Source organism: Microbacterium sp. VKM Ac-2870, from assembly GCF_015350795.1.
Lineage (GTDB): Bacteria > Actinomycetota > Actinomycetes > Actinomycetales > Microbacteriaceae > Microbacterium.
In genome coordinates this window covers 14,677-40,045 of the sequence record NZ_JADKSH010000007.1, presented here as the reverse complement: position 1 = coordinate 40,045, position 25,369 = coordinate 14,677, and the positions used below count along the sequence as shown (strand labels likewise).

The 25,369-nt window shown below is 63.6% G+C and carries 21 protein-coding genes, 1 tRNA gene and 1 pseudogene; 8 read left to right on the top strand and 15 right to left on the bottom strand.

Annotated features, from left to right (window positions below; translation table 11 throughout):
• Positions 1–24: 24 nt before the first annotated feature.
• Together ITJ43_RS14405 and aroQ are read right to left on the bottom strand one after the other, a co-directional pair.
• Positions 25–594 (bottom strand): hypothetical protein, encoded by a 570-nt coding sequence (locus ITJ43_RS14405; RefSeq protein WP_194584549.1) that lies wholly within the window; start codon positions 592–594, stop codon positions 25–27.
• Between the two features lie 160 nt (positions 595–754).
• Complete coding sequence (aroQ, locus tag ITJ43_RS14400) at positions 755–1,465, bottom strand: gamma subclass chorismate mutase AroQ (RefSeq protein ID WP_194584548.1); 711 nt, start codon at positions 1,463–1,465, stop codon at positions 755–757.
• A gap of 158 nt (positions 1,466–1,623) precedes the next feature.
• Here aroQ and ITJ43_RS14395 point away from each other — a divergent pair, with 158 nt between their 5' ends.
• From ITJ43_RS14395 to ITJ43_RS14385, 3 genes are all read left to right on the top strand, one after another.
• The gene (locus tag ITJ43_RS14395) at positions 1,624–4,032 is read left to right on the top strand and encodes an acyltransferase family protein (RefSeq protein WP_194584547.1); all 2,409 of its coding nucleotides are present in this window, start codon (positions 1,624–1,626) and stop codon (positions 4,030–4,032) included.
• A 13-nt stretch (positions 4,033–4,045) separates the two neighbouring features.
• Positions 4,046–4,120 (top strand) — tRNA-Arg (locus ITJ43_RS14390).
• 52 nt (positions 4,121–4,172) lie between these two features.
• Positions 4,173–4,481, top strand: coding sequence for a hypothetical protein (locus tag ITJ43_RS14385; RefSeq protein ID WP_194584546.1), 309 nt, complete (start codon positions 4,173–4,175; stop codon positions 4,479–4,481).
• A gap of 183 nt (positions 4,482–4,664) precedes the next feature.
• Here the strand turns inward: ITJ43_RS14385 and ITJ43_RS15455 are convergent.
• The 10 genes and pseudogenes from ITJ43_RS15455 to ITJ43_RS14330 form a co-directional block, all read right to left on the bottom strand.
• Positions 4,665–5,741: pseudogene (locus ITJ43_RS15455) on the bottom strand (recombinase family protein); the annotation flags it as partial.
• A 174-nt stretch (positions 5,742–5,915) separates the two neighbouring features.
• Positions 5,916–6,299, bottom strand: coding sequence for a hypothetical protein (locus ITJ43_RS14370; RefSeq protein ID WP_194584545.1), 384 nt, complete (start codon positions 6,297–6,299; stop codon positions 5,916–5,918).
• 118 nt (positions 6,300–6,417) lie between these two features.
• Complete coding sequence (locus ITJ43_RS14365; RefSeq protein WP_194584544.1) at positions 6,418–6,876, bottom strand: hypothetical protein; 459 nt, start codon at positions 6,874–6,876, stop codon at positions 6,418–6,420.
• Entirely contained in the window at positions 6,873–7,718 is an 846-nt protein-coding gene (locus tag ITJ43_RS14360; protein ID WP_194584543.1) for a replication-relaxation family protein, read from the bottom strand. The genes ITJ43_RS14365 and ITJ43_RS14360 overlap by 4 nt, the downstream gene beginning before the upstream one ends.
• 169 nt (positions 7,719–7,887) lie before the next feature.
• A complete protein-coding gene (locus ITJ43_RS14355; protein WP_194584542.1) occupies positions 7,888–10,020 on the bottom strand; it encodes a type IV secretory system conjugative DNA transfer family protein in 2,133 nt (710 codons plus the stop codon).
• The gene (locus ITJ43_RS14350; RefSeq protein WP_194584541.1) at positions 10,017–10,247 is read right to left on the bottom strand and encodes a hypothetical protein; all 231 of its coding nucleotides are present in this window, start codon (positions 10,245–10,247) and stop codon (positions 10,017–10,019) included. Before ITJ43_RS14350 ends, ITJ43_RS14355 begins: the two co-directional genes overlap by 4 nt.
• Positions 10,248–10,257: 10 nt before the next feature.
• Positions 10,258–10,458: a hypothetical protein gene (locus ITJ43_RS14345; RefSeq protein ID WP_194584540.1), complete on the bottom strand. Its 201-nt coding sequence runs from the start codon at positions 10,456–10,458 to the stop codon at positions 10,258–10,260.
• Positions 10,459–10,496: 38 nt separating this feature from the next.
• Positions 10,497–11,126: an MT-A70 family methyltransferase gene (locus ITJ43_RS14340; protein WP_194584539.1), complete on the bottom strand. Its 630-nt coding sequence runs from the start codon at positions 11,124–11,126 to the stop codon at positions 10,497–10,499.
• 294 nt (positions 11,127–11,420) lie between these two features.
• The gene (locus ITJ43_RS14335) at positions 11,421–11,693 is read right to left on the bottom strand and encodes a hypothetical protein (RefSeq protein ID WP_194584538.1); all 273 of its coding nucleotides are present in this window, start codon (positions 11,691–11,693) and stop codon (positions 11,421–11,423) included.
• Position 11,694: 1 nt separating this feature from the next.
• Positions 11,695–12,000, bottom strand: a complete 306-nt coding sequence (locus ITJ43_RS14330) for a hypothetical protein (RefSeq protein WP_194584537.1) — start codon at positions 11,998–12,000, stop codon at positions 11,695–11,697.
• A 101-nt stretch (positions 12,001–12,101) separates the two neighbouring features.
• Between ITJ43_RS14330 and ITJ43_RS14325 the strand changes: the two genes are divergently transcribed.
• The 5 genes from ITJ43_RS14325 (at position 12,102) to ITJ43_RS14305 (ending at position 17,256) form a co-directional block, all read left to right on the top strand.
• Complete coding sequence (locus ITJ43_RS14325) at positions 12,102–12,839, top strand: hypothetical protein (RefSeq protein ID WP_194584536.1); 738 nt, start codon at positions 12,102–12,104, stop codon at positions 12,837–12,839.
• A gap of 386 nt (positions 12,840–13,225) precedes the next feature.
• Positions 13,226–14,980 (top strand): hypothetical protein, encoded by a 1,755-nt coding sequence (locus tag ITJ43_RS14320; protein WP_323741247.1) that lies wholly within the window; start codon positions 13,226–13,228, stop codon positions 14,978–14,980.
• A 499-nt stretch (positions 14,981–15,479) separates the two neighbouring features.
• Positions 15,480–15,941: a hypothetical protein gene (locus ITJ43_RS14315; protein WP_194584534.1), complete on the top strand. Its 462-nt coding sequence runs from the start codon at positions 15,480–15,482 to the stop codon at positions 15,939–15,941.
• Positions 15,942–16,239: 298 nt separating this feature from the next.
• Positions 16,240–16,584, top strand: a complete 345-nt coding sequence (locus ITJ43_RS14310; RefSeq protein WP_194584533.1) for a hypothetical protein — start codon at positions 16,240–16,242, stop codon at positions 16,582–16,584.
• A gap of 174 nt (positions 16,585–16,758) precedes the next feature.
• The gene (locus ITJ43_RS14305) at positions 16,759–17,256 is read left to right on the top strand and encodes a DUF3846 domain-containing protein (RefSeq protein WP_194584532.1); all 498 of its coding nucleotides are present in this window, start codon (positions 16,759–16,761) and stop codon (positions 17,254–17,256) included.
• A 109-nt stretch (positions 17,257–17,365) separates the two neighbouring features.
• Here ITJ43_RS14305 and ITJ43_RS14300 read toward each other — a convergent pair whose 3' ends face one another.
• The 3 genes from ITJ43_RS14300 to ITJ43_RS14290 form a co-directional block, all read right to left on the bottom strand.
• The gene (locus tag ITJ43_RS14300; RefSeq protein WP_194584531.1) at positions 17,366–17,719 is read right to left on the bottom strand and encodes a histone-like nucleoid-structuring protein Lsr2; all 354 of its coding nucleotides are present in this window, start codon (positions 17,717–17,719) and stop codon (positions 17,366–17,368) included.
• A gap of 220 nt (positions 17,720–17,939) precedes the next feature.
• Complete coding sequence (locus tag ITJ43_RS14295; protein ID WP_194584530.1) at positions 17,940–18,398, bottom strand: hypothetical protein; 459 nt, start codon at positions 18,396–18,398, stop codon at positions 17,940–17,942.
• A 5-nt stretch (positions 18,399–18,403) separates the two neighbouring features.
• Positions 18,404–25,216 (bottom strand): PA14 domain-containing protein, encoded by a 6,813-nt coding sequence (locus ITJ43_RS14290; protein ID WP_194584529.1) that lies wholly within the window; start codon positions 25,214–25,216, stop codon positions 18,404–18,406.
• Positions 25,217–25,369 lie beyond the last annotated feature (153 nt).

Below are 25,369 nucleotides of genomic sequence, written 5' to 3'. Positions count from 1 at the left end.
GGGCGCCGTGCAGGCGGCTCGCGGTCAGCCCGCGAGGGCGAGCCCGCAGGTCTCGATGGTCCACCCGATGAACGCCTGGTAGTTCGGGTCGCTGCCGACGGCCTTCATCGCCTGCGTGTCGGTGAACGTCTCGACCGGAACGTCCGACACCAGGGTCTGTCCGGGAAGCGCCTCGAGGATGCCGATGAGCTCATCGGTCGACGCAGCGAACACGTCGGCTCCGGCGGCGACCTCCGCGGGCACATCCTTCATCGGCAGCAGCGCCCGGATCGCCGCCGACTGGCGGCGCGTCGCGGCGAGGTCGTCGGCCACCGTTGCCTGCTTCGCCTTCGCGGCCGCCCCGTTGGCATCGCACAGCTCGCGGTAGTCGGTGCCTGCGCTCGCCGGGGCGGATGCCGAGGAGGTGGGCGTCGGTGTGGGCGTGGCTGCGCCCGCGTCCGCGGGGGTCGCGGCGCCGTTGTCCGATGCTCCGGAGGTGCCCATCACGGCGAGCCCCACGATCACGCAGACGGCCACGACGATCGCGGCGAGAGCGATGCCCGGTACGAGAAAGCGCGGGCGAGGGCGGGGCGTAGGCGGAACGGACGCGTGCATCGACAACTCTCCTCTGGAACATCACCGCAAGACCGCCGTTCAGCTTACAAAACGACGGCGATGCGCTCGACGGCACGCGCTTCACGCACGAACTGGCGACCACCACACGCCAGGAGAGGTACGCGTGGTGGTCGGCAGTTGTTCGGGTCGCCCGGAGGGGTCAGGGCTTGTTGGTGAGGGGGACACAGAAACTCGACCAGGCCGTGTGGACGGCCTTGCGGTGCAGTGAGTCGAGACCGGGGTACTCGCGGTCGCGCTCGTGGTCGACGAGGTGGCGGCACGTCGGATCGGCAGCGGTCGGCTGTGCCGCGCCGAGGGCATCGACGAGCGCCGCGTCGATCTCGTCGAGGCGGGTGCGAACGGTGGTCAGGTCGGGCGCGGCCGTCGGGGCTTCGCTCGGGTTGTGCGCCCAGTGCGTGAGAAGACCGCGCTGCACGACCTTGCTGGCGGAGATCTGATCGGTCATGACGCGGCGGACGAGATCGGGGTCGACGCCGTCGCGGCTCGCCTGGGCGACGGCGGCATCGATCACCACCTTCTCGCGGGCGGGGTCCGACACCGGAGTGCCCTTGATCCACTTCGCCTGGGCGACGGTGTCGGCCAGCTGAAGCCGTTCGACGAGGAGCGTGCCGACGGCATCCAGTGGCGTGCTCGTGGCGTCGCTCGCGACGGTGACGGTGGTGCTCGCTTCGGCGGACTCGACTGCCGACGCGGGAGCGGCCATGACGGCGCCTCCGGAGAGCATCGCGGCGATGGCTGCGATGGTGCCGAGCAGGCGTCGGCGCAGTCGGGGGAGCGCTGCCGGGCGCGAACGGTCGTCGGTGGCGGGGCGGAAGGTCTGCGCAGGGTTCGTTATACGTTCGTCTTGCATAGATGAACGTATAGCAGACGGAGATAGCTCTTTCGCCAGTCGCCGACCTATGAGGTTGTCGAGACGGCGTCCGCGGGTGGCGGCGACGCCCGCGCTGGGAGCGCTCCCGTAGGCTGGAGTGGACCCCCTTCACTCGCTCCCTTCACCGGCTGATTTCTGTGCCTCTTCGCCGCGATATCCAGGGCCTGCGCGCGCTCGCCGTGCTGGCCGTCATCGGCGCGCACGCCAGCGGGTGGCCGCGCGGCGGCTTCGCCGGGGTTGACGTGTTCTTCGTGATCTCGGGCTTTCTCATCACGGGGATGCTGCTGCGCGAGCAGCAGGGCAGCGGACGCGTTCGGCTGGGTCGTTTCTACGCGCGGCGTGCGCGGCGCCTGGTGCCCGCAGCGGTCGTCACCGTTGCGGCGGTGGTGGGCGCGACGTTCGCTCTGTTCAGCCGCGCCCGCGCCGAGCAGGTGTTGTGGGACGGGATCTCTGCGGTGCTGCTGGCGTCGAACTGGCGGTTCACGCAGGTCGGCACCGACTACTTCCACGCCGGCGATGCGGTGTCGCCGCTGCAGAACTTCTGGTCGTTGTCGGTGGAGGAGCAGTTCTACCTCGTCTGGCCAGGGCTGCTGATCGTCTCGCTGCTGTTCGTGCCGGCGGCGGCGCGCCGGGGTCGGGCTGTGCTCGCGGTCACGGCGGTGTGGGCGGCGGCGGTCGCCGCGGCATCCTTCGGCTGGGCGGTGCTGCAGGGCGCGTCGGCACCGACCGCCGCGTACTTCTCGACCGGCACGCGCGCGTGGGAGTTCGCGCTGGGTGCGCTTCTGGCGACCGCCGTGCCGTTGCTGCGGCGTATGCCTGCCGGGCTGGGAGCGTTGTTCGCGTGGGCGGGGCTGGCGGGCATCGTCGCGTCGTTCCTGCTGCTCGACCCGTCGACCGTCGGTTTTCCGGGGCCGTGGGCGGCGGCGCCCGTCGTCGCGACGGTGGTCGCGTTGGCCGGTGGGGTTTCCGCTCCGCCGCCATCACTGTTCCTGCTGACCAATCCGCTGAGCATCGCCGTGGGCAACGCGTCGTACTCGCTCTACCTGTGGCACTACCCCGTCGTGGTGTTCGCGGCCGCGCTGCTACCGGCGTCGGCGTGGTCGCTGCCACTGACCTTCGCGGCGATCGCGGTCTTCGGGTTCGCGTCGTATGCGATCGTCGAGCAGCCGTTGCGGCATGCGCCGTTCCTCGGCGGTCGCGTTCCCGCGGCTCCGGGGATAGTGACGCAGGCGGCGGAGCCCGCCGCGTCGCCGCCGGTGCCCCCGGGGAATGCCCCCGCATCCGCGACACCGGTTGCGCGCGCGGTCGCGGTGCCGACGCGCCGGCCCGCCGGGTGGCAGCCCGGGACGCGGTACTACCCGGGAGCCCCGCGACCCGCCGCCCATGCCGCGTCGTCCGCGGATGCCGAGGTGGTGACGGCATCCGCGACGCCTGTGGTCGTCGAGCCGGCATCGGTCGTGGAGGTGCCCGACGTGGCGCCGCTCGCGCCGGCGCCCAGCCCCGTGGCCGAACCGGTCGGACGGGCGATGGATGCGTGGCGCGAGCGTTTCAGTACGCAGATCGTGCTCGCCTCGGCAGGGCTGGTGGCGGCGGTGCTGCTCGGGGTGCTGACGGTGCAGATGCAGCAGCCGCGGTCGACAGCCCCGATCGCCGGCGCAGGGCAGGAGAGCCCGGCCGCGATCGAGGATCCGACCGCGGCGCTGCAAGCCGATCTGGCGGCGGCGGTGTCGGCGACGACCTGGCCCGATCTGCACCCGTCGATCGATGAGGTGATGGCGCAGTCGTCGGGGGCAAACCCCGCGCACGACTGCTTCGCGCCGACGCCGCGTCCGGATGCCGCGGCGTGCACGTGGGGGAGCGGCGACGCTCCGCGGCACCTGTACCTCGTGGGCGACTCGACCGCGATGGCGTACGCGCCGGCGCTGAAGGCGCTCGCCGAGCAGAGTGGGGGAGCGATCCGCGTCACGACGGTCGGGCTCTACGGATGCCGGTTCACCGACGTGCTCGTGCAGAACGACGACCCCGCGGTGATGCAGGCGTGCACGCAGCGCAAGAACGACGTCGCCGCGATGATCGCCGCCGACCACCCCGAGAAGGTCCTCGTCTCGAACGCGTACACCCTGGGTCGCGCGGTCGATGGGCGTGACCTCAGTGCGGCAGATCTGATCGCCGCTGAGGCGGCCGAGATGGCGCGGTACGGGATGCCGGGCCGCATCGTCTACCTCGAGGCGCCTCCGGAGGGCGCGCCCCTCGGCAACTGCTACACGCGGGTCGGGTCGCCGTACGCGTGCGCGACGAGCATCACGCCCGTGTGGCGCGACATGCAGGCGGCAACGGCGGCCGCCGCGGCGGCGACTGGCGATCGCGTGGTGGATGCGCTGGCGTTCACGTGCTGGCAGGACGTCTGCCCGGCGTTCGCAGGAGCGCTGCCGATCCGCTACGACCAGACCCACCTGACCGTCGCGTATTCCGAGCACCTCGCGCCCTATCTGCGGTGGGCGCTGGATGGTGCCGGCGCGGCCGGTGCGCAGGCGCCGCCCGGTTAGAATCGATGCGCCAGCCTCTGTAGCTCAGTGGAAGAGCCACTCCGTCCTAAGGAGCGGGTCGGGGGTTCGAATCCCTCCAGGGGCACCAAATGTTCGTCTTTAGAACCCTTTGAGGCCGAGAACCCCGTGTTCTCGGCCTCTTGTCTTTCCTGAGCCTGTGTTTCGGCGGAGATGGTGAGCACGAGTTCGAAGAGGTCTTGGAGTTCGCCGCTGGCGGGCTCTTCTTCCCAGATCAGAATCCGTGTAAAGAAGGCCTGGTTGTAGATGCGGCGCAGTGCATCGGGAGCGCGGCGGTACGCCTCGTAGCAACTGGCTGTCAGTTCGATGGCGGTCTCCAGGTTGCGTTCCAGTTCATCGAATCGGACGGTCAGGTTTTGCAAGCGCTCGACGACGGCTGCGAGCTGTCGGGATATTGCTTGCTGCTCTTCCTTGTAGAGATCGGCGGGTAGCGCGCCGTCGAGGTGAGCGTCGAGCAGCTTGCGGCTGCGAGCATCGAGGCGGGATTGCTCCAAGGCAAGGTCGCGTTGCGCTTTGCGAGCTTCGAGCGAGCCGCGCTCGAGTTCGACTTTTAACTGCCTCCTCACGATCTCGCGCGCTTCGGGTTCGAGCTGGAGGCGCTTGTAGAGTTCGACAACCTTGTTCTCGACGAGTCCGACTGGCAGCGAGCGTTGGTCGCAGCCGTTGCGCCTAGAGTGGCGGCCGGAGCAGATGTAGTACTCGTAGACGGTGCCGTGTCGATTCTTGGGCATATGGACGATGAGCCGAGATCCGCACTTCCCGCAGAACACTGAGCTTTTAAGGTATAGGTGGTGCTTGCGGATCTTCTCGCCCAGCACTCGCGAAGCCATGAGGTCCTGTACGCGTTGCCAGGTTGCTGCATCGACGAGTGGTTGATGACGCCCCGGATAGGTGGCGCCCTGGAATCGAACTTCGCCCTTGTAGTAGGGGTTGGAAAGGATCTTATGAAGCATCGTCGCGTCGACCGGGCGCGACGGTCTGGAGGGTGTGGCGGGCGATCCAAGCCCACGCGCGGCAGCTTCTTCAGCGAGTTCACGAACGGTGTGTTGACCCTCCGCGTAGGTCCTAAACGCCCATGAGATGAGGGCTGCACGTTGCTCGTCAACAACGACGGTTCGCACTTCCCGGCCGTCTTCGTTGATGATGCCTCGGTTGAGGTAGCCGATAGGCGCTCGTCCAGGTGTCCCACCCGTCTTGGCTTTCTGACTCATGCCTTTGACGACCTCGTTCGCGAGGTTGCGCGAGTAGAACTCTGCAATGGAGCTCATGATGCCGTGCAGCAGCATGCCGGACGGCGTCTCATCAATGTTCTCGCTCACTGAAACCAGCCGGACACCAGCCTGCTGGAGCGCCAGGTTGATCGTGACGTCGTCTGCCCGGTTACGCGCCAGGCGGTCCACTTTGTGCACGATCACGAAATTGACGGGGTTCTCGACGACGAATTTCAGCATGCGCTGTAGATCGGGACGGTCGGCGGATCGTGCTGATTCGCCGCGGTCGACGAACTCTTCAACGATGTCGGCGCCGAGGGATTCGGCCTTGCGTCGGTTGGCTTCGCGTTGGGCTGGAAGGCTGTATCCCTCCGGGTCGCCATCGCGTTCCGCTTGTTCCTTTGTTGAGACGCGCAGATAGGAGACGGCGGTCAGCCTGGTCGTTGGGGGAGCCCCTGCGGGGCTGGCAGTGTCGTACATGATGCCTCCTTTCTGCCCGGATGGGCGGACTTAGCTTCCCTATTTACGCTCTCTTTGCGCGGGAAGTCGATACTTCAGGTGATGCGGAATTGTCATCATTGATCAGGCATTTATGTGCTTGGAGGTTGGCTCGGCCCCACCGCCTTGTTGGGGCGGCGGGGCCGAGGGGTGACCTCAGTCTTCGACGAGGATCAGTTCGGTTCCGTGCATCGTGAGCATGACTGCGTGCTTCATGATGTCGTCGTCGGTGTACCCCTGATAAAGGGACGCCGGGACGAGGAGGTGCCGTACTGGTCGCTTCGTGAGGATGTCGACCAGCTGGGTGATGCGAGCGTCGGGCGTGTCTTCTTCGGCCGTGGCTACCCAGACGAGTTGGTGACGGATCGTGACGCCGATGCGCGCGGCGTGAGCGTGCACGATCTGTTCTTGTTCGTCGAGTGTTTGGCCGCCGAGTTCCGCGGGCGCTCGGTTCTCCGTCGGTGTCTCCATCCTCAGGAAGGCGCCCGCGACGGGCTTCTCCTTTCTCCTGGGGGATTGCTTCTTGATTGGTGTTGTCATGGTCGCCTCCTTTCATGAGGGCGCCGGGGCCGCGCGTGGCGTCTCCGGTCTGTTGTGTTGTTCTCACCCGGTGGGTGAGCTTGTGTCCGGCTCTCGCAGTGGCGAGCGCCGGAAGCTGCTACTTCTGGAAGATGTGCCACCAACCGTCGATGTGGACGGCGTCGTAGGTCTGGAAGATTTGCTGGTCTATGGCGGCTCGGTTCCAGGTGAGATGGTCGGCGGGGATGCCTTGTTCGGTCATGACGGTGGTGACGGCGTCGAGCCAGCCGAGGTTTTCGAGGATGACGGTGCGGAACTGGTCGAAGTGTTTCCAGGCGTCGAGGTAGCTGTCGTAGAAGGCGTCGATGATGTTCTCGGCGGCGAGGTTGGTATCGGTGAGCATCAGGTAGGCGGCGAACGCGGCGCCGTTTTGCTGCACGCCGCAGAGGATGCGGAGCGCGTCATCGGGATCCTTGAGCTGGGCGAGGGAACGTTCGACGGAGGCTGCTGCTTCCGGCCCGAATGGCGGGTTGCTTCGGGGTCGCCAGGGCTCGTTCTCCGGTTCCCGGTCACGGGGCGGGGGTGTTTCGGGGCTCATGGGTTCCTCCTCTCGGGTGCTGCGGGGTAGGCGTCGTCGCGGATGGTGGCCTCGAGTTGGTCGGGGGTGATGACGGTGAACAGTCGGTCTGGCAGGTTCTTGTCGGCGTGGATAGCGGCGGTGAGCCGCTCCACGCGCCGCTGTGTGGGGACGATCCAGAGGATGCGGGGGAAGACGCCGTGTTCGGCTTGGGCGCGGCCGGTGGCGCGGTAGGCGGCGTAGGTGCGGCATTTGGTGAGGATCACGGGCAGGTGTTCGGTGCCGCGGTCGATTTCGATGTACCAGTGGTCGTCGTAGCTCTCGGTAGACAGCTGCGCGTAGAGGTCGGGCTTCAGGATGGCGGTGGTGCCGTGCGGGCTCAGAAAGCTGCGCCAGGCGGCTGTCTCGACAGCGATGCTGCTGAGCTGCGTGTCTCCGTCGCGGGTCAGCTCGTGCAGGGTGACGACGGCGTCGGTGACCTGCAGACGGTGATCGAGGAACGGGAGGGCTGGTTCGGTGTAGCGGCGGCGTGGGGCGTGTTCGGCGCGGGTGAGGCGTTCGCCGGCAGCATCGAGATGCCAAATGTAAGCGGCGGAGCCCCGCGTGTAGCCGCCGATCTTCCGCTCCAGGCGGGTGACCAACCGAAGTGTCAGGAGCCGGTCCAGGACGCGGACGGTGGCCCGGGTGGCCGCGCTGAAGGTGGCGTGGTCGGTGAAGAACATCCGTCGTAGGTGGGCGGAGGAGGCGTATCCCTGGGCGCTGAGGAAGCGAAGCACAGCGAGATCTCGGCTCGACAGTCGCTCGAGAAGGGCGGCCCGCTGGTTCCCGCTGATGCGCGTTGCTGGTGTCGGGTGGTCGCTCATCGGCGGGCCTCCCTCGCGATCCAGGTGACGGGCGACTGGGATCCCGCCAGGGGCGGGAGAGTCCCCTCCCTTACGAGGCGAGCAACGCCGCCACGATGCGGGATTGTGGGCTGGTTTCTGCTTCCGAACCGTCGGGCGACCGGACACCTCCTCACCTCTTCAGCCCGTCTCATTTCGGGCTCCGTTTCGTACGCCCGATGGGCTCGTCCTCATCCAGGAGCGTCGCGCCGCTGGGGTTCGACGCCGGGCTGTCGGGTGTCGTCACGCGTGCGCCGTAGTGGGCTTCTGCTTCGGAGATGACCATGTCGGCGCTGGTGATGGCTTTCGGTGGTGGGAGAACGCGGGCGGAGAACCACCCCGTGCGGGAACCTGCAGACTGGAGGCTGGTGTAGATCTCGTAGGGCGGCAGGCGGGTGAAATCTTCCGCGTCGAGGCCGGTGAGACGGGCGGCGGTTTTCGCTTCGTCGTCTTCGAGGCCGAAGATGATCTTGTTTCTCGCGTTGGCATCGATGGCCTTCAACAGACTCGGGGAGAGCTGTCCCCGGTCCTGGTGGGCGAGGTGCCACGCCGCTCCCAGGGACCGGGACTGTTCGAGGGCTTCTTGGAGATCTCCGATGTGGAGGAAGTGCTGGGCTTCATCGACGTAGATGCTGACCGGCTTGCGCTTCTCGGCTGGGACGGCGGCGCGGGCCAGAATTAGCTGCCACAGCTGGCTGACCACGAGGGAGCCGAGCAGGCTCGCAGCCTGGGTACCGAGGAGGCCCTTGTTCAGGCTCACGATCAGGATGCGGGGTTTCGTGAACAGGTCGGCAAGATCGAACGCCGGGTGCGGCTGATCCAGCACGGCCCGCACCCCAGGGCGCAGCAGAAACTGGCGCAGCCGGGTCATGACCGGCCCGGTGGCGGCGGCCTGTTGGCCGGGGGTCTTCTGCTCGTATTGGGCCCAGAACTCCAGCAGCGACGGCTCACTGATCGTCGCGACGACCTTTCGCCGGTACCGGTCATCGGTGAGCAGCTTGGGGAGCACCGCGAGGGACGCGTCTGGGGCGTAGGTCAGCGTGAGGAAGGAGGCGTGGAGGGTGTCGGCGGTGAGGGGGCCGAACGCCGCAGGGAACAACCCTCGGAATAGGTCGAGCATGCTCTCCGCGACCAGGGCGCGACGATCCCCCTGCCCCGGCCCGTCGAACCCGGCGAACGGGTTCACCCCCGCCGGGCGTGTGGAGAGGGAGTCGATGACCGCCACCTCGCTTCTCCGGTTCTCCGGGATGAGGCTGAGCACGTCCATCGCGAGATCACGCTTCGGATCAACCACTACGACTGATCGACCGGCGTCGATGTCGGCCTTGATGAGGTGCAGCATGAGGGTGCTCTTCCCCGCCCCGGTCGGCCCGTACAGGTGGGTGTGTCGGAGCGCGTCGGTCATGCCGATCCCGACAGGGACGTTGGTGCCCGGCGCGGTTGAGGTCGCGAAGACGCGCTTCGTTGGCGCCGTGTAGGTCTTCGGCGGTGGGAGCAGCGCGGGGTGCCGGTTCGGGAGGCCGGGCAGATCGCTGTCCCCGATCGGCCATGCCAGCAGGGGGAGCAGCTCCTCCGGCGTCAGGCGCAGGGGTTGGCGTAGCGGGATGAGGCCGGCGTCGAGGTTGGCGGGGTTCTTCGTGGTGAGGGAGATCTTCACGCCGCTGGACTGCAAGGTCCGGATCGCAGCCAGTAGGCCGTGGATGAGGAGGCGCCGGCGTACGGGGGAGGGGCTGGTGACGCCGATGCGCACGACCGTGCGGAACCGGTACTGGGCGAGCTTGTCCTGCATCCGAGCGTGCATGCTGCGCTCGGCCGGACGTAGCCCGGAAATCAATGTCCTGCCGAGCGACGCGCTCGGGTCGGGGGTGCTGGTCGGGAGGAGCTCAGGGGCGAGGGCCCGGCCGAGCACCACCTGGAGGACGAGGGTGTCCTCCTTACCGGTCGCGCCCGAGAGTGCGGCGAGTACCGCGCGGAGGGTTTCGGTGCGGGCATCGAGCGCGAGATTCAGGTACCTGCCGCGCATCTGCAACCGTCCCGCCCGTTCTGCTTCTCGCCGCGGCTCCGGTGCGGTGACGGCGACGCCTGGCATGAGGCGCCGCAGAGTGGAGAGGGTTGCGGAGAGGTCGGTCGGGTCGGCGCCGATCAGATAGCGGGTGCGGCCGGCTTCGGTGCGGATCTCCCACACGATGCCGCCTCGCCCTTCGGTCGCCGCCAGGGCGCGGAGGAATCCGAGGGCGTGGGCTTCGTCGACGGCGGATAAGTGCAATTCACGCCACGTCGTCATGAGGCACCCCTCTCCGTCTCGGCACCGCGTGTCTCATCCGCGGGGCCGGGCGACACGTCGCGAGCAGACGAGCGACCCTCTCGGCGGGCGCGTTCTTCCATCGCGGCGTGCTCGAGGAGGGCGCGGGCGAGTTTGTCGTAGTCGGGGTGTTCGCGGCGCTCCCCACGGATGCGGATGCGGTACTCGCGGCGGGGCCGTCCCCGACCGCGGCGCGACGGGCCGCTCATCGGCCGCCTCCTACCGAAACCACCGGTCGCGCCGGGCTCGCAGCACGATCACCACCACCGCGACGACCGCGCCGATGAGCAGGATCAGGAGCAGCCAGCCCCAGATCTGTTGGAGCAGCCAGACGGCCAACCAGAGCAGGAACGCGGCGAACGCGACGGTCGCACAGGCGGACACGAACCGCTGCAGGACGGTCTTCTCGGACGAGGACATGTGGAACCTCCGAAGGGATGAGGGGGAGTTGGATCATGTCAGGCATGGTCGACCTCCGAACTCGGAACGGCTGCTCGGCGCGGCAGACTGTCGCTCGGGACGGGGTAGCCGGGAATGGAGATGTCGGACTCGACTTCGTTTCCCCAGATGTCAAAGCCATGGGCGGGGCGTCGGGCGAAGAGTTCGAGGTAGGGGCCGGGGCTGAGGCGTTGGATCATGGCGTGGACTTCCTCCGGTTTATGGGAGTGGTCCTGGCGGGGCAGCATCGTGAACGAGCGTTGCCCACGGAACTTGACGGGCAGCTTCCCCTTCACGCCGAGCAGGAGGGTTTCGTGGGCGTGACGGAAGTACTGGCCGAGACCCATCTGGTCTTTACCCCAGACGAACTCGTCCTTGAACTCGAACCCCCAGGCCCGCATGACGTCCTCGGCCACGTACCTGGTCGATGGGTAGCACCAGAGATAGAGGTGCGCATTGTCCTCGGCGAGATTGGCGACGGGCATCGCCTTGATGCGTTCGAGGTTCATGAGGTCGTAGTGATGCTCCGCGCCGTACTTCCCCTGCTGGCCGGCCTGCCAGGGCGGGTCCGCGAGGATCGTCCGGTAGCGGCGTCCGGGGGCCGTCGTGGGGGCGTCGTCCGGGTGATGGTTGGTGTTGGTGGTGTGCATGTGTGTGCTCCTTCCCGCAGCGGTCTTAGCCCGCTGGGTTGACGACGAATATCGCGGTCGTGCGGGGCTGCCTCCCTGGTTATGCGCTCTCAGGCCGGTTTCAGCAACCGTCCAATCGCGCACCCCACCGGCAGCGTCGGCAGGTCTCTTGAGGTGGGCTGTGGACAAGTCCTGTGGATGTTGCAAAAACCACACGGACTCATCCACAGCCCCGCACTAAGACGGACGGCGAGTCGAAGGCCGGGACGACGCGCCAGTCGCGGTGACACTGCCCGTCGCACCGGCCGGTCCGATTCAGGCCTCCGGGACGCGCCCAGAGGCGAGGTACGACTCGCGGATGAGCGCCTTGCGAGCTTCGTGAGCTTCCATCCCGAGCGCACCGGCCAGGCTCAGGATCGTGCCGCGAAGCTCCGCCTGCTTCCGGTCCAGCTCCGCCTCGAGAGCGGCACGCTTCCGCGCACGGTGACGCTCGTACAGATTCATGAGCCACCCGCCCACGTAGCCGACGCCTTTGACGAGCCCGCCGATGATCAGGAACGGCAGGGAGAGGAGTGCGAGCGCGGTCATGTCAGTGCCACCGTCGGATAGCCGCGGCAGCGCCGAGCGTGTAGCTGTCCACGATCTCCCGGTAGCGAGCCTCTCCGAGCGGCGCGATGGTGATGAGATGCTGCTCCATCGCCGTCAGCGCACCGACGTGCTCCAACGCGACGTTGCTGAGGAGGGCGCGCCCGTCCTCGGTCAGCTTCGCGACGACCGCACGCCGCTGGATCTGATCGACCTCGCGACGCGTCTGCCGCTGGATGCCCAGCGACATCGAGGAGAGACCTTTCGCCCCCGCGAAGCTTCCCGAGGGAAGCAGTTCATTGGTTGTCATGATGATGCTCCGTTCAATGTTCCGAGATCCGGTCGGAATCTCTGGAATCATCGAATCGGAGGGCGATGTTCACGGTCGTGACAAGAAAGTGACACCCGCTGATGGAAGCTGAGACGCTCGAAAGTCGCGTGCTCGCCGAGTTACTCGCGCTTCGCAAGATGAGTTCCGGCGCCACCGTGCATGCGATCGCGGGCGCCCGTGTGATCTGTGACCTTCTTGGTGGTGGGGACCCGTTCGTCGCTTACACGCGTCTGTGTCACGAGATCTTCGATTCAGATCTCGACCTTGCTGTCAAAGCGGCGGCGGCGTCGCTCGGGCTGCTCGCCGAGGGAGACACACACCTCAAGCGCCTCGACGCCTTCGGAGCAGATATCGGCATGGACCAACGTCAAGTGCGGCGCTACTCGGACAGAGGCGTGCGGGTGCTTGCGCGGCTGATATCGAGTAACTGGCCCACCGAAACTGTGCCCAGCCTCAAGGTCATCGCGGTTCACGACCAGTGCGGGTGGGAGCTGAATCTCATGACTGCCCGTCTGCAGGCGGTTCAGATGCGCCCGGTGCGCATTACTGTCCTCCAGGGGGACTTGCGAGACGACACCCCACTTCAATGGACTGTGGAAGATGAGGAGGTCTGGCGGTTCGCTTACACCGCCAAACCGACGTCAATACCAGAATCCACCGCGGAGACGACGATCGTGATCGTCTGGCGCGGCGAACTCTGGCCCAAGTTCACCGTGAACTGGACGGGTGCACACAACGACGTGGTCAGCGAGAGTCTGGGCAACAAGTTGTTGCTTAGGCTTCGGACGGTCGCGGCTACGACGTCTTGTATGTCCTGAAGAGCGCGTAGGACCGGGTGGAAGCCCGTCGGGCACGACGCGCTGAGTCGCAGATAATCGACGTGGCGGGAGATAGCCGATAGGGTGCGGCTATGTCAGCTGGCGCAAAGCCTCCTATTGCGGAACCAGACGAGCAGTCTGCGCGCCAGGAGGAGCCACGCGACCCACGAAACGCGGTCCTGATTCGAGATCCCGTTCATGATTACGTGGTCGTGCCCGCACAGATCGTCCCCGTAGTAGACCACCCTCTGGTCCAGCGGCTCCATCACATCAAACAAACAGCGATGGCACGCGCTCTCTACCCATCACTGAACGGAACCAGATTCGAACATAGCTTAGGTGTCATGCACCTCGCCAGAACCGCTTGGCGGGGAATATGGTCTCGCATGAGCGACGGTGCGCGCAAATCACTCCGCGATATAATTTACGCAGAAATCGAGGCCGCCGCAACGGATAATGCGCTTGACGCATTTACGCATTCCACGCCGATCGACGCTCATACGCGAAAATGGTACACAGAATGGACCGAATATACTCTGGACTTCTTTGAGGAAGTTGGGTTAGCTATCGGAGCGGCTGGTCTCGTCCACGATCTGGGACATCCGCCATTTTCCCACACTCTGGAGTCACTTTACGAGCGCCACTTCAGGCACATAGTTACGAACGATGGATTCGGGGACACTGAGCAGCTCGCGGACGAAGTTGCCTACGCCGATGCACATTTTGCTTTTCATGAGTTGGTGGGCCTCAAGCTCACCCGCCGCCTGTTGGATGCGTCGGTTGGGAAGGTGTCCTGGTGGCTCGTGGAGAATATCCTCCGAAGCTCTGAGCTGGGAACATGGTCGTTTGCGCTCCATCAGATTATCGCCGCTGAGGTCGACGTGGACAGAATCGACTACCTTGTTCGAGACGCACGACTTGCTGGCATCGAGTTCGGTGCCATCGATCAAGTGCGCCTGTTCGAGTCAATGGAGATGCACACATCGCCGTCGTCTGCTCTTCCTGGCGGGCTGGGTTGGAGGATTGGCTTTGGATACCGGGCCAGGACCGCGATCGAAACATTTCTCACGAATAGAATACGATATTACCAATGGGTACTCTTCCATCATCACGTCGTAGCTAAAAACAAGTTCCTCGAAGAAGCTGTCGAGGAGCTACTCTGGCTGACCGAGCAAGAGGGCGAGACGAAAGCAGACAGTGGCCTACACCGTACCCTGGCTTCCAAACGCCCGAGTCTCGACTTCTTTTCCTTCAAAGCTGCCGCTCCGATAGGGCTCCAGAACGGCACAACGGTCTCTGATTCTAATATTCTCGCACGTGCATCAGAAATCAACGACGCGACGATAATTGCCTGGATGCAAGATTCCGCTTCCATTGTTCGTGGTGCGCTTGAATCTGCTTCCTGGGGCCCTGAACTCACCCGAAGACTTCGGCGGTATAGCCTCCTCTATCATGCAGCTCTGCTCCGAACTCCCAACTGGTATCCGGCGTGGAAGACCGAAGATCACTTCGCACACATCGCCGAGCAGCTGAAGGTCGACATTCTGCGCGTGGTCGGTTCCATAGAGAGTAGCCTCGCGCCTCCAGTCGCGCATGAAGATGACTCGGCGGATGCCGTCCTGGAGGTACGGAGTCTCAACGTGCGTATGCGGGGCATCCTCGCGAAGCTCCGGTCAGAGGCGGAGATCGGTGCGCCCCAGCTACTCAATGCTGTTGCAGCGCTGCTTTTTGATCGAGCCGACGCAGTAAATGCGAAGGATGCCGAACGGCAGTTCGTGAATTATCTCAACGGCCACTCAGTTGAGGTTCCCTTTACTGCTGCGGGCGTGTGGGTTGCCTCCTACCAGAGTACAACGGCAGTTCGCGATCCCGCGAAAGGCGGGGTTGCTATTTACAGGTATCAGGTTTGGGAGGCAATCGCACAGTTGAGCGCGTCTGTCAACTCTCTCAACGCTTCGTACTCGGCCTATCCGAAACTTTTCGTTTATTACGTCTCAGACTCGCCCGAGATTATTGGTGAAGGTGGCACTGATTTGAAGGAAGCGCAGGTTGCGCAGATGCGAAAGATATTCCGAAAGGCGTTCATTACATTGTGTGAACACCACCTGGAAGTGGCTATTCGATCGAGTCGACCAATTTGATTGTTTTTTTCCTGTGATTGGAGTAGAATATGGTGAAAACAGGTAAAGTCGGAGGCAGTAGTTCCCGTATAAATTCGGAATCATCGCACGCTGAGATCGTTTTGGAAGATCGAATCCTCGCTCATATTATTCTTGTTCACGACACGGTCCGGCCGGCGGCAATTCCGATTCGTGACATCTGGTCATCCGTCCGATCGATGGAGGATTTGCTTCCGCTTCGCCGAGGTGAGGTTGTTGACGCACTCGGCAACATCGCCACGAGTTCGCTCATCAGCCTTGACCGAGAATCGGCACTTGTCTATCCGGCTTGGGATAAAATTGACTCCGAGGTTAGAGGGTCTTGAAGGACTGGGCCGAACTAGTCGCCGCAGTCTCTGGACTCTTGGGCGCCGTGGCATGGCCAGCGGTCGTAATTTTTCTGGCCGTCCGCTACTCCGCCAGCTTTAAGACAGCGGCGTTGGCATTAGTGGATCGTATACGAGGTGATGACGAGCTTGACGTGGTTGCGAAGATCGGCGGTCAGGAGTTTCAGGCGAAGTTCACACGAATTGCATCTTCAAGTATTGCGATCTTGGCATCAACATCGGATGCCGCAATAGGCTCATCCCCGCGCGAGTTGCTCGCGCTTGAGGCGTCTGTTTCGTCGAGCGTTCCGCTTGGAACGCGCGCACAGGTCGCGGCTGCTCACACCTTGGTGCTAGATCGGCTGACCGAGCTCGTGGAGGATAATCATCTATCAATTCCCGACTGGGGTCGTGATCTTCGTACGATCACCACGACTCTGTCATCAGCCACTGTGATTTCCGTGGCTGAGGGGAGGGCCCTCGCGGATTTTGGCCAGTTGACAGACCTGGTGGAATCCGTGGACGACTCAGAGTTGACCGACCCGCTCGTGCGCGAGTATGTGGCACTCGCGAGCGCACTACTCCGAGCATTGGAGCGCCCGCAAGGCGAAGGCTGACGGCACCTCATCTGGTCTAGCTGGGGCCCGGCTGCCTGCGGGGTTCGCATGTGCTTGAGCTACTGCGCCGTGGCTCGTTCGGGGGCGCATGGCGTCATATGGGCCGCGGGACTGCTTGAGGACAGTTCGTCGCGGGAGCATGCCGGGTGATTGTTTTGTTCCGGTCGATCGGACCGTCGCTGTGAGCGTACGGATGTCGTTTACTGCGAGAGCAGCTACCGACTCGTTGCCGGCACGCGGTCTCGTAGAGAACCATCAGAGTTCTCGGCCGCACCTGTCAAGGAGGTGACCCGCCCAAATGAGCGAGTCCAACGTCAACACCCCGCCCGCCCCTGCCGAGTCCGCCAATGGACTCGGCTATGGCCCGGTCAAACCGCTCGCGGTCAGACTCAACGAGTCCACCCGCACCCAGCTGGACATCATCGCCCAGCTGCGTGATCGCAACGTTACCGACGAGGTTCGCCTCGCCATCGACGCCTGGATCGAACTCGCGAAGGCCGACCCGGCGCTGCAACGCCTCGCCCAGGCGGCGCGCGAGGAGATCGAGCGCGAGGCAGCTGGTAAGCGTGATGCGATCGCTGCCATTTTCGACGCCACCCCAGCGACGAAGACCACGCGATCAGCGAAGCCGGTCAGCGGCTGAAGATCCACCCTGCGGGCGACCGGTTGGGATAGAGCCGTCCTTTACGGACGTTGCTCTCCCGCCGGTCGTCCGCACACCACCCTTCAAGTTCACGACGACGTCTCGTTCGCATTCAGCGGTTCAGACAGAGAGCATCCCGCGTTCTCTGGCCGTATGTGTGAAGGAGGACATCCCATGGTGCACGGCATCATCATCCCGGCATCGGATTCAGAACCACTGGTCAGCGCCGAGTTCGAGAAGCTCGAGGACTATCAACGTGTGGTGGGCGGCTGGATCGAGGCGGTCGACATCCCAGAGCTCAACGCGACGATATACGTCAACGAGGAAGGACTACTTCGTGGGCTACCGTTCAACCGGCGTGCCACGTTCCTCTGGTGGTTCCATCTGCCCGTAACCTGTGGCCGCGCGCGACTTGTCGGCAACGCGGTGCTGGTCGGGGGAGTGAACCCCGCTGGCAACAGCAGCGACCTCTCGCGCGCCGTATCGCACCTGCTTCTGGCCTCTGGCGAGTACAACGTCAGTACCCGGGAGCCGGGCGGTGCGCGGTGGCGATCCGAGCCGGAGCCGCACGAGAACTATCTCGAAGCGATCATGTGGGCCGCATTACTTCAGGAGTACGCGCCCAGTTTACAGGTCCGCGTCACTCCCATCGGCGGCAGTCAGAGCGAATAGCCTCCTCCGCATGGCGGTGGGCGCCGGCGAGAAGTCATTCTCCGCCAGCGCCCACCGCTTTTCACTTCTTACGTATCGACCACCCATCGGTCGATGCAGTGAGTATCGCTTACTGCGCGGCGGCGTATGCCTCGAGCACCGCGGCGGGAACACGTCCACGCTCGCTGACCGTGTGGCCATTGGCGCGAGCCCAGTCGCGGACGGCCGCGAGATCAACACCCGAAGCCTTACGGGCCGAGCGCGAAGCGCTACGGCGTGCACCAGCGGTGGGTGCGCTGGAGGAAGGACGCGCGGCGTCGATGAACGGCGCGAGGGCTTTCTCGAGCTTGGTGAGGTTCGTGTCGGAAAGGTCGATGTCGTAGGACTTCTTGCCGAGCGCGAAACTCACCGTCCCGCCCTTACCGTCCTTGATCGGGGTGCCGTCGAGATCGTCAACGAGCTCGACAATGACTTTCTGTGCCATGAGGGGTGCTTCTCTCAGAGTTAGTTGGGTCCTAGGTAGTCGGGTCTACCAGTTTTCTGGCAAGTGTACGTACCTCGCGGCGTTATCGTGCGAAACCACTTTCGACGGACAGCTGGACTCGATGACTGATCGCTTCGCAGCCGCGAAGGGATTGGTCCTTTTTAGCTACGTGATTTTGGGTCCTTCGCACTGTGTCCGCGCCTGAGCGGGACTGCTCACCCTAGTCGGTCGGGCAGGCTTGGGGGGTGAGCGACGGCAAGTTGGCGGAGTGATTCACCTGTACCCAATCACTCCCCGCTGTGTCCCACCCAATGGCACGCCAGTAAATGGTCCGTTCGGGATTCCCATCAATGAGAAGGGTATACTCCTGTCCGCTGCTGATTGGGATCTTCGTCTTCTGAGTGATCTGCATCCCGGAGATTGGCGCGCCAATCTCGAACGTGTCACCGCTCGTGAAGTTGTGTCGTCCCTGATACTCCACGACGGTCGTCCAATCTTTGGACACCGCAAGATCACGCACGCTGAAACTCAACTTGGTGGCCTCGGTCGGGGCGCATATCGCGAGTCGGATATCCCCCTTACTTGTTTGACTCAGTGCAGCAGCGCCGTAGCCGGCGCCCGTCTCACATCCAGTTAGCGCGAGAGCACCGGTGAGGCCGATCACGGCAGCGCTCAGCATTCTTCTCAGCATCTGTATCCCCCGAACCCGAAGTTTGCCGATGCTTCGAACACGTTGAGACATTGGTTTCCTCCGACGACCAGATAGTTGCCGTAGTACAGAAGTGGAAATAAGGCGGGCCCGCCACTCGCGGTCATCGCTGCCCACTGCCAAGAGTGCGCTTGTTCGTGAGCTAGTAGGTCTCCGCGGCCCAGTGCGCTACGGGTATCGAGCGGCGTCACGAATACCTCTCCGAAGGTCGTCCCACCTCCGCCATAGCCCCAACTTGCTCCTCCGCAGACGATTATCCCATTGCTGCCGTTTTGGCAGTCCAGTCCCTGTGTAAGTGCGATGCCACGCCCCACGGCGGTGGGAACCCCATTTACCGACGTTCGGAGTGCCGCGAGCAACGCAGAGAGCGCGTTCATGCCGCCGCCCGAAGAAGCAGCCGTACGTTGGATGGACGGTGATGCCGAGGGTGACCGCCCAAACCCTCGAGCGAGATCCACTTTTGGAATAGCTCGCATCATTGTTCCGCTGAGGTCCTGCGCGTTTATTGGGTCGTTCGGCCACACGTAGGCGTTGTCGACGCCACCCTCCAGCGGATCGACGCCGAGGAATCTCCCCAGCGATGGAACGTAGACGCGTGCACCCATCTCGGTGGTTGCCGCGTCTCCGGCGGTATCAACTAGCTTGAGCGCAGCTTGGTGCCACTCTGCCCGCTCGCCATTCATGCCGCCGTCATCTGCGCTGGTCGTGCCAAGCGAGCCCGTTGAACTGTCCGGACTCTGGCCGAATGGGTCGAGAACCCGGAGAACAGAAGACTCACTGCCCGATCCCACAGTCAGCGTATGCCCGAGGATGCCGGGGTAGGCCCACGACTGCGCGGTTCCTGTTATGTCCACGTTCGCACCCCCGGGAAGCCCAACGTGTTGCGTTAGCGAGGACGCAATCGCGGTCGCCCACGGAGCGTCATCGGTTCCGGCATACAGATACTTCAGAGTTGTTGAGGTTGTGGCGGTCGTCGTTGTTCGTCCGATGACGCGACCAAGGGGATCTCGCTCAAGACTGACAGTTGTCCCGTTGCCGTGCGTTGTGGAGATGTGCCGGTTTGCGGGGTCGTACGAAAAGCTCATTCGACCCGTCTGGGTCGCACCCCCAAGCCGCGAAATATTCCCCCTTACGTCGTAGGTGATATCGGCAGGTGCTAGGCCGTTGGCAACCTCGTGCGCGCCCGAGACGACGTTTGAGACGCTACTGGACGTGAGCCGGTCAGCCCAGTCATAGCAGTACGTTGTGGTGGTCGGTGTCCCGCCGGACGGTGTGTCCACAACTCGTGACCGATTGCCAGATTTGCCAGCAGCGGCATTGTCACCGCACCCACCGGATGCGGCGAACTCGTAGGCGAGGCTATGTCCCGGGATATTGGCAGTGACCAGCCTTCCCGCAGCGTCGTACCCGTATGTCGACTGGTTCGACACATTGTCACGCGCGACTGTGTCGCGAATTACACGACCAGTAAAAGACCTTATGGCTTCGTCTGTCACGGACGGGCCGTTCGGGAACGTCCACTCGACCCGCGTGACGCGGTCTGCGCCATCTCGTGCGATGGAGTTCAGTCTCGAGCCGCCCGCATAGGCTACCGATGAAAGCCGTTGAAGGCCATCGTAATCGGGCACCGCCAGCGTCTGGTTGTCACGGATGATTGACCTGACTTTGCCATCCAAGTCGTAGGCGTAGATGGTTGTCACCGCAGCGGCGTCCTTCGGTGTGACCGTAACCGTCGTCGTCTGTCCCGTGGCGGGGTCGTAGGTCGGTACGGTTACGGTTCCCCAGGCATCCTCATATCGGACGATTTGTCCGGCAAAGTTGGTGTTTACCGTGATCTTGGCCCCGTTGGGAAAGGAGGACGTCGGGGACCCAATGATGGTCATAACTTCCCCTGGGGGCTTTCCATTGTTGTCCCACGCGATGCTTGGTCCGTACGTCTTGCTCACCTGTTGGCTTGATACGCCACTCGGCCCCGCCATTGTCTGTTCGACAACCCTTCCGCGGGTGTCGTAGGTCGTGCAGGACCAGGCAGTGTCGCCTGTTGTCTTGGTTCCCGCAACCCGTCCCATGACGTCGTACACGTACTCAGTCACCACGGGGGAGTTGGTAGCATTCGCAGCGTTAGCCTTCTGGGTGGGATTTATGGCGGACTTCAGGGCGCCGTACTGGCGGACACCACCGACGTTGCAAACCCCGGCTGGCGCCGTCTCCAGGGCGCCATAGTACTGATAAACGCTCTTGGCGGTCGTTGGAGCAGATGAGTTGGTTGCCGCGGCCGGAAGAGTCTTGGTTGTTCGCCGCAGCCAGCCCGCTCCGGGGGCTTCGAAAGTTGTCTCTGTCGTGAGGTTCAGTTTCCCCGCGCCGGGGTCAACGGTCGTCGACGTCGCGAGGCCCAGCCAAGGCCGCTCGTAGTTCGTCGCCGTCGTTATAGAAGGGGTCAGCGAAGAGTCGATCCCGCTCGTCCCGGTGGGCGCATAATCGTTGACGGTAGTGGATGTGACGTTGCCGTAGTCAGGCCGGAGGCTGCTTCCGGGCACGATTGCGAATGCGCTTGAAGTTGGCGTACTCCACTTCAGCTGCAATTGGGCTGTGGAGGTGAGGTCGTAGTACTCGATGCGAATGCGGCGCGTCGTGTTCGCTGACACCGAGATCGGTTGAGAACTCGCATCACCGGCTCCGTCGGTCCAGCGGTCGATCGCGAGAGCGTCGTCGAGCCAGACGCGCACGCCATCGTCGCTGGTGGTCTTCAGCGTGTACGTCCCCGACTGTGGGAACGTGATGAGGCCGGTAAGGCGGATGGAGAACAGATCTGCGGGCACACCGGACGTTGGTGAGCCGGACCAGACCCCGTTGACTGTTCCATCGGTGATCCCCGGAAGTCCTAGGGAGAAGGCCGAAGGCTGACCCGAAAGGGTCCTGTTCGCATAGTAGGCGGCATGCAGCCCGATCATGCTCTGGTCATATGAGGTCGTCGTACTTGCCGCGCCGCATCCGCCAATAGGCGTCTCACCGTAAGGGAAGCAGGTGATGGCTGCGGGCCCCCACGTGGTTGTCGGTCTGTCGGTGACTGGGTCATAGAGGGTCGAGGTCCTTAGCCCGGTCGAAGTGTCCGTCCAGTGAACGAGGTCCTTACTTCCGTCCCACTCCTGCTTGGTCCACACGCCCATCGGGGACGTTTCCTTGGTCTTCCGCCATTTGCTGTCGAAGTCGACAGCGCTCGTAGCACCGCTCACACCCGCGATGCTGATGAGCGTTCTGGACGCGGACTGGTAGGTGTATGTCTTCTTCATTCCGTTGTCGATGCCGTTTGGGCTGGGCAGGGAGACTGACGAAACCTTCCGGTCGGACGTGTAGTTCACGCGGAGTTCGGGCTGCTGGTGGAATGCTCCGCCGCTGGGATAAGCCCACTTGTATTGATCCGCGACGTTATCGATGACAGAGGTGAGTAGTCCGTCGGTATAACCGAACCACGTGCGCCCGCTGCGAGGATCGTCAACCATCCAGAGCACTTCCTGGTAGTAGTTCAGCGTGGTCACGGTGCCGTCGGGGTAGATGATCTTGCAAAGCATGCCGACAGGCGCTGGCTCGTAGCTCGGCGCCGGACCCACGCATGTAGCGTTACTGGGATTCGTATACGTGTTTTGGTACACGAACTGGATGCTGCGTGAGTATGTGGATCCGTCCTTTGAAACGGGGTCGACGATCGATGTCGCTGCGCCGTCGCCGCCTCGGATGATTAGCGGCGTTGCAGGCTTGATCGCGTCAGTCACCGGTGTAGAGGACTGTATACGGCCATAGCCGTCGAATTGATGCACCGTCCCTGCTTCATCCGTATAGACAACCAATCCCGTCGATGTGAGGCTGACCGTCCCGTAGTCCCCCGCGGGCGGTGAATACCCCCCCGAGGACTTTCGCAGGTGCGTGCGTGTTGCGCCCGTTGCATCGGTCAACGTCACCGCTGTGTCGGTGATGCTTGCGCTCACCCACGTCGTTGCGGCGCCGGCAATGGGGGACGACGCGGACCACCCTTCGGGGAGGATCCGGCGTTGCTTCGAGAACCACGTGTTCGGGACAATCATTGCCGGTTCAGAGTCGTTGAGGTCGTCAACCCACAGTTCGAGGAACGCGTCACCGCCTTGCTCCATGTAGTCAAGCAGCAGCCTTCGCTGTGAGGTGTCGTAGTTTTGTTCCCCTGACCAGACGACCGATGGGAACGCTCCGGTGTTCCAGTTAGAAATGATCTCCGCGTCGCCGATTCGCAACCGAGCGCCGTCGTCGCTGCGGACGCCAAGCTTCCAGCGGGTAGATGGATGCGGGAACCGGATGAATCCTGTCCAGCGGCCGAGGAAGTAGTCAGTAGGTATCGCGCCGCCGGGAGAGCTAGCGCCCCAGGCGAAGTTCACGTTTGCATCAGTGCGTGTCACCATGGGGGTCTTGCCGTCGAATGTGAAACCGGCTGCATTCGACGGTGCCACGCCTGCGGTGTCACGAGCGTCGAAGTACTGCCCGGTGAGACCTGCATTTGCGGTTCGGACAGCTTGAGAGTTGTAGGTAAACGACATACCCATAGGACCGCCGAGTGTGGACACGGTGTTCGACGTGAACCCGAAGACGAGGTTTCCATTCGCGAGGTTCACAGTGGCGGGCCCCACCCTGTCGAAGGGCGACGGCCCCGATGCGCCAAGTCGGAGGTCGACCTTGAACTTCATCGTCCACACGGGGTAAACGTTCTTGTTGAGCCCATCATGTGGCTGAACGATCCAGGAATATACCCCGCCGTCTTGGAGCACTCCCTCCGGAACGGCCCACCGGACCTTACCGTCAGTTCCGGGGGACACAAGCCCCGATGTGTACACGGCCCCGGACCGCCCGTCCGCCCCGGTGGCGACCTTAAACTCATACTTCACCTGACCCCCAGCAGGGATGGAGTCAGCGTCGAGGACTTTGTCCACTTGCAGCGTCGGGGTGAGGGTCGTGATGGAAGCCGGTTGATTCTCGGCTCCCGGAGAGGCGCTGGTTTTTGGCGGAGTCGGCGGCACCTTCTGGGTCTTAAGTGACCATGCGCCAGCGCTCGCGCGTTCAGTCGACTGCCCCGCAAAACCGGAGTGAGCGTCATAGACCCGAACACCCCAGTAGTACGTCGTGTCCGGCTGGAGCTTACCTTCGGGAACGGTCGCCTCCTGCGAGCCGATCCATCCAGACGTCCAGACCGGGGAGGAGAGATTCGGGCTTGTTGACACGGTGTAGGAGTAGGCCATTCCAGGGCTGTACGGCGAGCTGTTTGTCGCGTTGAGTTTGAGCAGCGGCGTGAGGCTCGCGCCCGTGGCGCCGTTGGCTGGGCTCGACTGCGTCACGGTCGGATACGGCCAGTACTCCGAATAGAAAGCGGTGACAATGCGCTTGTGGCTGTAGGAGCTGCCTTCGTCGCCCACGATTAGGAAGGACACGCCATAGTCGCCGGCGGCAAACTGGGTCGCGAGCCGCGCAGCAACGCCTTGATCATTGGTCCAGGTGCTACCGGTTCCAAGGCTGTAGGAGGTGACGTAGCTCGCGTTGCAGGCGAAGCACTGCCCACCGGCCCACCAGACAGACCCGCCGAAGGTTCCGGTCGAACCATAATTGTCGTAGCCGATGCCGATTTGCGTGTTGCCTAGGAAATTGCCAGGGATTCCGGTGTATGGGAACCGGACGAAGGTTCGCCAGTAGACGTTCTGGTTGTCTTGGCGGGTATTCCCGATGTGTCCCTGGTTGTTATAGACGCTGCCATCCGACTTGAACGACTTCAAGTAGTCGGGTCCGGTCTGAAGCGTCGGGTCAACATATACGGGGAACACACGCTCAGGCGCGTCCAGCCACGCGGGATCGATCCGTAGTGTGTAGTCGAAAGTCCCGTCCGCGTTCCGTTTTACGTCGACGGTCGGGTTGATGAGAACAGGCTCAGATTCGCCGTCCGCCCCCGACGAGTCCCAGGCCACGGGCGCAGGGATATGCATCACGACAGCCTCTGTCTCGTCGAGGAGGTCGACGAGCCCGTAGTCGCTCACGCGGGGCTTGAGCCCGTCGGAGTTCAGTGTCCATCGCCATTCGGCCTTGCCGGCAGCGGTCCTATCCTCAAGTGTGAGTGTCTCCTTCACGCCCGAGGACTCGATGGTGTAGTCGAGGTCGACACCCTCCGCAACGTTGTCGAGGCTCAGCGAGTCGTTCGGTGCATCCGTGGATTCGACGACGGCCTTCCTTGCGAGCCCGACGAATTTGAAGCTAACGTTCTTGCCCGTTCGCGAAACCGCGACGGACGGAGCCCCGTCAGAGCCGACCGAAAGCCGCGGCTGCAACGGGTGTGCGTTGACTTGCCAACTTCCCCGTTTCTCCTCCAACTTTGTAGATGCGGGCTGCCAGCGGCCACCCACCTGCACATTGATGGGCGTTGGCATCGTCTCCCTGATGCGTGATCCATCGGCGCGCTCATACGTGTTCGAATACTCATCGCGATCGACCACCGGAAGGTCAGAAACCTCGGCTGCGAGGTCGCGCCCAGGATTACCCGGAAGCTGCGCGTCGAGCGTTATCGGCTGCGCCACCGCCTGCACCGCCTCAGCCTGGGCGCTGAAGTCACCCTCTGGATAGCTGATCTCGGCGGGCGTTGCCAGTTCGACTTTCGGCGCGACTCGTTCCACGTGCTCGGCGGTGATCTCCCCGGGTGGAACGGGAGACGGTTCTGCCGAGTTCGATGTAGCTGGAGCCTCGGGCGCCCGTACGGCGGCTATTGCTCCGTCCACGGGAATGATCACCAGCGAGCTGGTCAAGACAAGCGCAACTAAGCAACGAAGCCCGCGTCGAGTCACCACTAACCTCCAAAACGATGGCGAGCTCGCCTCACAGCTCTTTCAGCGACGCCAATCAAAAAACTTGCAGTTAGCTGTGAACATACTGGGTGACACCTA